This window comes from Zoogloea sp. (assembly GCF_044344315.1).
In the GTDB taxonomy this organism is placed as follows: Bacteria; Pseudomonadota; Gammaproteobacteria; order Burkholderiales; family Rhodocyclaceae; genus Zoogloea.
Genome location: NZ_JBIJDC010000049.1, coordinates 22,827 through 29,184, shown reverse-complemented (window position 1 = coordinate 29,184; position 6,358 = coordinate 22,827). Strand labels below are relative to the sequence as shown.

Genomic DNA, 6,358 nt, shown 5'->3' with positions numbered 1-6,358 from the left:
GTCGCCGAAAAGCACGCGCCCCTTCCCGTTCATGGTCACGCCGAGAACGCCAGCGCAAGGCACTATTTCGCGCTCGCCGGCCCCCGGCGCTTGACCCGGGCGGAGGTGCGCCGAATACTCACCGGCAATTTGCGGCCATTTCCTCCGGCCAAACGAACCCGGAAATTCCCCCATGCGTTTGCTCTCTTCCCTGCGCAGCTCCCTTGAACACGATGTGACACCCAGTGCGGATGCCGAGGCCAAGGCACAGCGCAGCAACCGGCGGCGCCTGCAAGTCTTCGCTGTGGTCTTCCTGACCGTGCTGATCCCCGGCCTGCTTTGGAACTTCCTGCGCCCGGCCGAATACCGGGCCACAGCGCGGGTGCAGATCACGCCGGGCAGTACCGAGCCGCGCCCGGGGGCGTCGCCCCTGCTGCCCAGCGCCAGTGAGGTGCCGCGCAGCCCCTCGGAGTTGCTTACCCAGGTCCAGGTGCTCACCAGCCGCCCGCTGCTCGAGAAGGTGGGCACTGCCCTGGCCCGGGCGGGCCAACCCCTGCCGGGTGGCGATCCGGCCAGCCGTCTGCGCGAGATGATCAGCGCCGAGGCGGTCGAGGGCACTGAAGTGGTTGAACTGCAGGCTACCGGCACCCGGCCCGAGCAGCTGGCCGCGGCGCTCAACATGCTGGTGGACATCTACCGGGAAGACATGAAAGCCTCCTATGGCGCAGCCGCTGGTGAAGGCTTGGCCCAGGCCCGTCAGGAAGCAGAGCGCCTTGCCGCCACCGTGCAGGCCCGGCGTCAGCGCCTGGATGCCTTCCGCAGCTCTACGGGCGTGCTGTCACCGGAGCGCGAGGAGAACGAGGCCGTGGCCCGCATCAAGGGGCTGACCACATCCCTCAACACGGCCACCGAGAAGGCCGCCGTGGCCGAGGCCCGGCTGCGCGCCATGCAGTCCGGTGGTCGTGGCAGCGCGGTGGGGGCCGACGACCCGACCCTGGCCAACATGGAGGCCCGCGCCTCCCAGATCGCCGAGGAGATCCGCCAGATGGAGCGGACCTACACCCCCGAGTTCATGCGCATGGACCCACGGGCCAAGTCCCTGCAGTCGCGCCTTGTCGAGATGGAGCGGCAGATCGAAACCCAGCGTGCGGCCAGCCGGCAGGCTGCCCTCGGTGTCGCCCAGGATGAAGTGGCCAGCGCCCGCGCCACCATCGAACGGCTGCAGGCAGAGATCCGCGGCCAGCGTTCGACCATGCAGGATTTCTCCCAGCGCTTCACCCAGGCCAAGGCCCTGGAAGATGACCTTGCCCAGATCGAGAAGGCCGGTCGGGAAGCCCAGGAGCGCCTGGCCAAGCTTGAGGCCAGCGAGCAGAGCCGTCTGCCGGCCCTGAATCTGGTGGAAGCCGCCAGCGTGCCGGGGCTCCCCTTCCGCCCCGATTATCTGATCGATGCCCTTATCGTGCTCGCCAGCGCCTTTGGGCTGGGTCTGGTGGCCATCTGGTTTGTCGAGATCTTCAACCGCCAGGCGCCGCTCCAGACGCCGGCATCCACCACCCTGATCATGCCCCAGCCGTGGGTCGGCATGTCGGGGATGGATGGCCCCGCGCCGCTGCTCACCGAGCCGTCGGTCGATCTCGTCCCAGGTGCGGGAACCGGTGGCCTGCTGGCCGCCAGTTCCCGGCCACCCCGGGAGCTGGCCCAGGAAGAGGTGGTGGATCTGCTCGCCGCATCGGCCGGTGAGGGGCGCTTCGTGTTGGGGCTGCTGCTGATGGGCCTCACTGCCGAGGAGGCTGCAGCCCTGCGCCAGGGCGATTTCGACAGTGCAGGCGGTCTGCTGCAGGTGACCGGCAACGCCCCGCGCAGCCTCAAGCTGCCTGCCTGGATGAGTGAATGCCGCCCCTCGCCCATCGGCGGCGTGGACGCGCCCCTGATGCAGGATGCCGCGGGCGGGCGCCTGCGTCCCGATGACATCCAGTCCATCCTGGCCTGCGCCGCCTTTGATGCCGGCCTGGCCAGCGCCGGTGGCGTGACCGCTGAAATCCTGCGCCACACCTGCATCGCCTGGCTTGTCCGCCAGGGCCTGCGCTTCTCCGAACTCGGCAGCCTCGTCGGCCGCCCCAGCGCCGAAGCCCTGGCCCTCTACGCCACCATGGCCCCGGAAGGCCCCAAACTCAGCGCCACCGAAATCGACCCCCTGATGCCGGCACTGCGGGCGATGTAGGGCGACGACAGGGGCCGTGGGGTAATACACGAATTCATTTGACCTCGGGCTTATGGTTAAGTGCGCTTGGACACACGGCATGAATTGGCTAGAGTGGTCGTATGGCGCCTACAGTTGTTTGTGATGGACCGTTCAGGCTATTTTTCTTCTCCCGTGAGGAGCCGCGCATCCATGTTCACGTCGCACATCCCGACGGTTAAGCTAAATTCTGGCTTACGCCGACGGTTTGCCTTGCAACATCTACCGGCCTGACCCCTCGTCAGATCACGGAGGCGGACGCTGTCGTCAATGCACACATCAAGGAAATAGAAGATGCCTGGAATCACCACTTCGGCAGTTGAAGTCACCAATATTTCCCGATATGGCTTCTGGGTTCTTCTTGACGAAGAGGAGCTCCTGCTTTCGTTTGAGCAGTTCCCTTGGTTCAGGCAGGCTACGGTTGGTCAAATCACCCATGTCGAGCGTCCTGCTCCCGATCATCTCTATTGGCCCAGCTTGGATGTTGATCTTTCTGTGGCCTCCATTCGCCGGCCTGACGATTTTCCGCTCGTGTCTCGTGGGTGAAGAAGTCTTGCCTATCGTGTAGGCGAACGGTTGAACAGGCTTGATGAAATGGCGATTGAGAACTTTCTTCCAGGATGAACTCGATGGGGAAGTGAAGTCACCTCAGATGCGTCGAACAGTGGTTTCGACGAAACGCGCGACTTCTTCAAGCAGTGCTTCCTGGGCGAATGGCGTAAACGACAAGAGGGGGCAGAAGCCCCCTTTGTCATTCGTGCTGCTGCGAACCCCGGATTATTGGTTCTTGAACTCGGCCTTGCGCTTCTCGACGAAGGCGGCCATGCCTTCTTTCTGGTCTTCGAGGGCGAAGGCCGAGTGGAAGACGCGGCGTTCGAAGAGCAGGCCTTCGTTGAGGCTGCTTTCGTAGGCGCGGTTCACCGATTCCTTGATCATCATGACCACCGGCAGGGAGAAGCCGGCGATGGTGGTGGCGGCTTTCAGGGTTTCTTCCAGCAGCTGGTCGGCAGGGATGACGCGGGCGACGAGGCCGGATTTTTCGGCTTCGGCGGCGTCCATCATGCGGGCAGTAAGGCACAGGTCCATGGCCTTGGCCTTGCCCACGGCGCGGGGCAGACGCTGGGTGCCGCCGGCGCCGGGCAGGATGCCGAGCTTCACTTCGGGCTGGCCGAACTTGGCGGTGTCGGCGGCGTAGATCATGTCGCAGCTCATGGCCAGCTCGCAGCCGCCACCCAGGGCAAAACCCGCCACGGCGGCAATCACCGGCTTGCGGCAGGTCTTCACGCGTTCCCAGTTGCGGGTGATGTAGTCACCCTTGTAGGCGTCCATGTAGCTGAAGTTGGCCATCATGGTGATGTCGGCGCCGGCGGCGAAGGCCTTTTCGGAACCGGTGATGACGATGCAGCCGATGGCCTCGTCGGCCTCGAAGGCGTTGAGGGCCAGGCCCAGCTCGTCTACCAGGGCGTCGTTGAGGGCGTTGAGCGCCTTCGGACGGTTGAGGGTGATGAGGCCGACCTTGCCGCGGGTCTCGACGATGATGTTCTGGTATTCCATGCTTTCTCCTGTTGCTGCTGTTATTAGATGGCGCCCGAGGTGCGCAGGCCGGTGATTTCCGCCGGGGTGAAACCCCAGTCGGCGAGTACGTCCTCGCCGGTGGCACCGACGACGGGCGGGCGGGGTTGTGCCGGCATGCTGCGGCTGAAGCGGGGCGCCGGGGCCGGCTGCGTGACGCCGCCGACCTCGATGAAAGTGCCGCGAGCCCGATTGTGCGGATGTTCGGGCGCTTCGTCCATGTCCAGCACCGGGGCGACGCAGGCGTCCGTGCCTTCGAGCAGGGCGCACCATTCGTCGCGGGTGCGGCCCTGCAGATGGGCGGCCAGGCGCGTCTTCAGTTCGGGCCAGCGGGTGCGGTCCCACTGCTGGCTGAAGTCCGGGTCGGCAAGGCCGGTTTTTTGCAGGAACAGGGCGTAGAACTGGGGTTCGATGGGGCCGATGGAAATGTACTTGCCGTCGGCGCAGCGGTAGGTGTCGTAGAAATGGGCGCCGCCATCGAGGAGGTTGCTGCCGCGCTGCTGGGTCCATTGGCCCATGGCCTTGAGGGTGTACATCATGGTCATCAGCAGGGCCGAGCCGTCGGTCATGGCGGCATCCACCACCTGGCCCTGGCCGGAGCTGCGGGCCTCGGTGAGGGCGGCGAGGACGCCGACCACCAGCAGCATGGCGCCACCGCCACAGTCCGCCACCAGGTTGAGGGGCACTACCGGCTTGCCGCCGGGCTCGCCGATGGCATGCAGGGCGCCGGACAGGGACAGGTAGTTGATGTCGTGGCCGGCAGCGTGGGCCAGGGGGCCGCTCTGACCCCAGCCGGTCATGCGGCCGTAGACGAGGCGCGGGTTGGCTTCGAGGCAGGTGTCCGGGCCCAGGCCGATGCGCTCCATCACGCCGGGGCGGTAGCCTTCGACGAGGATGTCGGCGCCGGCCACCAGCTGCTTCGCCGCGGCCAGCCCTTCGGGCTTCTTCAGGTCGAGGGTGACGACACGGCGGCTGCGGTTGAGGATGTCGATCTTAGGGTCGAAGAGGTCTGACGCCGGCTTGGCGCCGGGGGCGGGCTTGCGCTCGATGCGCACGACCTCGGCACCCAGGTCGGCGAGGATCATGGCGGCCATCGGGCAGGGGCCGAGGGCGGCGAATTCGATGACTTTGATGCCGTGGAGGGGGCCCATGGTTTTGTCTCCTTGGTGTTTTTGTTCTTATGCTGCTTGAGCGTGTGGTGCCGGTTGCTTCGTGGCTCGGCGGTTCAGACGGGCTCTGGTGGGGCTTCGTGGCTTTTCCCGTGGGGTCGAATTCATTCGACCGCAGTCACGCCGTAAAGGGTGCGAAGGGCGTAGCGAGCGGCCCGAGCTTGCGACGAGGAACGCAGCCGTACTTGAGTACGGCGAGTACCGGAATCGCAAGATCGGGCCGCGCAGTAGCCCGGCGCGCCCTTTACTCGGCGGCGATGGAGCGGCCGATGACCAGCCGCTGGATGTCGTTGGCGCCTTCGTAGATCTGGCAGATGCGCACGTCGCGGTAGATGCGCTCCACCGGGAAGTCGCTGGTGTAGCCCACGCCGCCGTGGATCTGGATGGCGTCGGAGGCGATCTTTTCGGCGGCTTCGGAGGCGAACATCTTGGCCATCGAGGCTTCCTTCAGGCAGGGCTTGCCGGCGTCCTTGAGCTGGGCGGCGCGCCATACCATCAGGCGGGCGGCGTCGAGCAGGGTGTTCATGTCGGCGAGTTTGAAGTTGACCGCCTGGTGCTCGATGATGGGCACGCCGAAGGTGACGCGGTCCTTGGCGTAGCGCACGGCGGCCTCGAAGGCGGCGCGGGCCATCCCGATGCTCTGGGCGGCGATGCCGATGCGACCGGCTTCCAGGTTGGACAGGGCGATCTTGTAGCCTTCACCTTCCTTGCCCAGCAGGGCGGAGGCGGGCACGCGGCAGTTCTCGAGGATGATCTGCACGGTGTCGGAGGCGTGCTGGCCCATCTTCTCTTCGGTGCGGCCGACGATGAAGCCCGGCGTGGCGGTGGGGATCAGGAAGCAGGAGATGCCCTTCTTGCCGGCGGCCTTGTCGGTGACCGCGAAGACGATGGCCATGTGGGCGTGCTTGCCGGTGGTGATGAACTGCTTGACGCCATTGAGCACGAAGCTGTCGCCGTCCCGGTCGGCGCGGGTGGTGATGGCGCCGGCGTCGGAGCCGGTGTGGGGCTCGGTCAGGCAGAAGCAGCCGAGCTTTTCGCCCCGGGCCAGGGGCTTGAGCCATTCTTCCTTTTGCTGGTCGGTGCCGTATTTTTGCGTGATGCCGCAGGCCAGGGAGTTCTGTACCGACACGATGGTGGAGGTGGCGCCGTCACCGGCAGCGATCTCTTCCAGGGTGAGCACCAGGCTCATGTAGTCCATGCCGGCACCGTCCCACTCTTCGGGCACGCACATGCCCATGGCGCCGAGCTCGCCAAGCTCCTTGAGGGCCTGGGCGGGGAAGGTGTGGTTCTTGTCCCATTCGGCGGCGAAGGGGGCGAGGCGCTCCTGGGCGAAGGCACGCATGGAGTCGCGGATCATTTCCTGTTCTTGGGTGAGGATCATGGTGTGGTGTCCTTTGGG

General features: G+C 65.8%; 6 protein-coding genes. 3 read left to right on the top strand and 3 right to left on the bottom strand.

Annotation, left to right across the window (positions count from 1 at the left end):
• Nucleotides 1-172 precede the first annotated feature (172 nt).
• From ACIQ09_RS12125 to ACIQ09_RS12115, 3 genes are all read left to right on the top strand, one after another.
• The gene (locus ACIQ09_RS12125) at nucleotides 173-2,200 is read left to right on the top strand and encodes a hypothetical protein (protein WP_398309875.1); all 2,028 of its coding nucleotides are present in this window, start codon (nucleotides 173-175) and stop codon (nucleotides 2,198-2,200) included.
• 248 nt (nucleotides 2,201-2,448) lie between these two features.
• Nucleotides 2,449-2,541 carry a hypothetical protein gene (locus ACIQ09_RS12120; RefSeq protein WP_398309878.1) on the top strand — a complete coding sequence of 31 codons (93 nt, stop codon included), beginning with the start codon at nucleotides 2,449-2,451 and terminating at the stop codon, nucleotides 2,539-2,541.
• Nucleotides 2,513-2,764 (top strand): DUF2442 domain-containing protein, encoded by a 252-nt coding sequence (locus tag ACIQ09_RS12115; RefSeq protein ID WP_276656461.1) that lies wholly within the window; start codon nucleotides 2,513-2,515, stop codon nucleotides 2,762-2,764. Before ACIQ09_RS12120 ends, ACIQ09_RS12115 begins: the two co-directional genes overlap by 29 nt.
• Nucleotides 2,765-2,995: 231 nt before the next feature.
• Here the strand turns inward: ACIQ09_RS12115 and ACIQ09_RS12110 are convergent, their stop codons facing one another.
• From ACIQ09_RS12110 to ACIQ09_RS12100, 3 genes are all read right to left on the bottom strand, one after another.
• Nucleotides 2,996-3,772 carry an enoyl-CoA hydratase gene (locus ACIQ09_RS12110; RefSeq protein WP_398309871.1) on the bottom strand — a complete coding sequence of 259 codons (777 nt, stop codon included), beginning with the start codon at nucleotides 3,770-3,772 and terminating at the stop codon, nucleotides 2,996-2,998.
• A 23-nt stretch (nucleotides 3,773-3,795) separates the two neighbouring features.
• Nucleotides 3,796-4,941: a CaiB/BaiF CoA transferase family protein gene (locus ACIQ09_RS12105; RefSeq protein WP_398309868.1), complete on the bottom strand. Its 1,146-nt coding sequence runs from the start codon at nucleotides 4,939-4,941 to the stop codon at nucleotides 3,796-3,798.
• A gap of 262 nt (nucleotides 4,942-5,203) precedes the next feature.
• Nucleotides 5,204-6,340 carry an acyl-CoA dehydrogenase gene (locus ACIQ09_RS12100; protein WP_398309865.1) on the bottom strand — a complete coding sequence of 379 codons (1,137 nt, stop codon included), beginning with the start codon at nucleotides 6,338-6,340 and terminating at the stop codon, nucleotides 5,204-5,206.
• Nucleotides 6,341-6,358 lie beyond the last annotated feature (18 nt).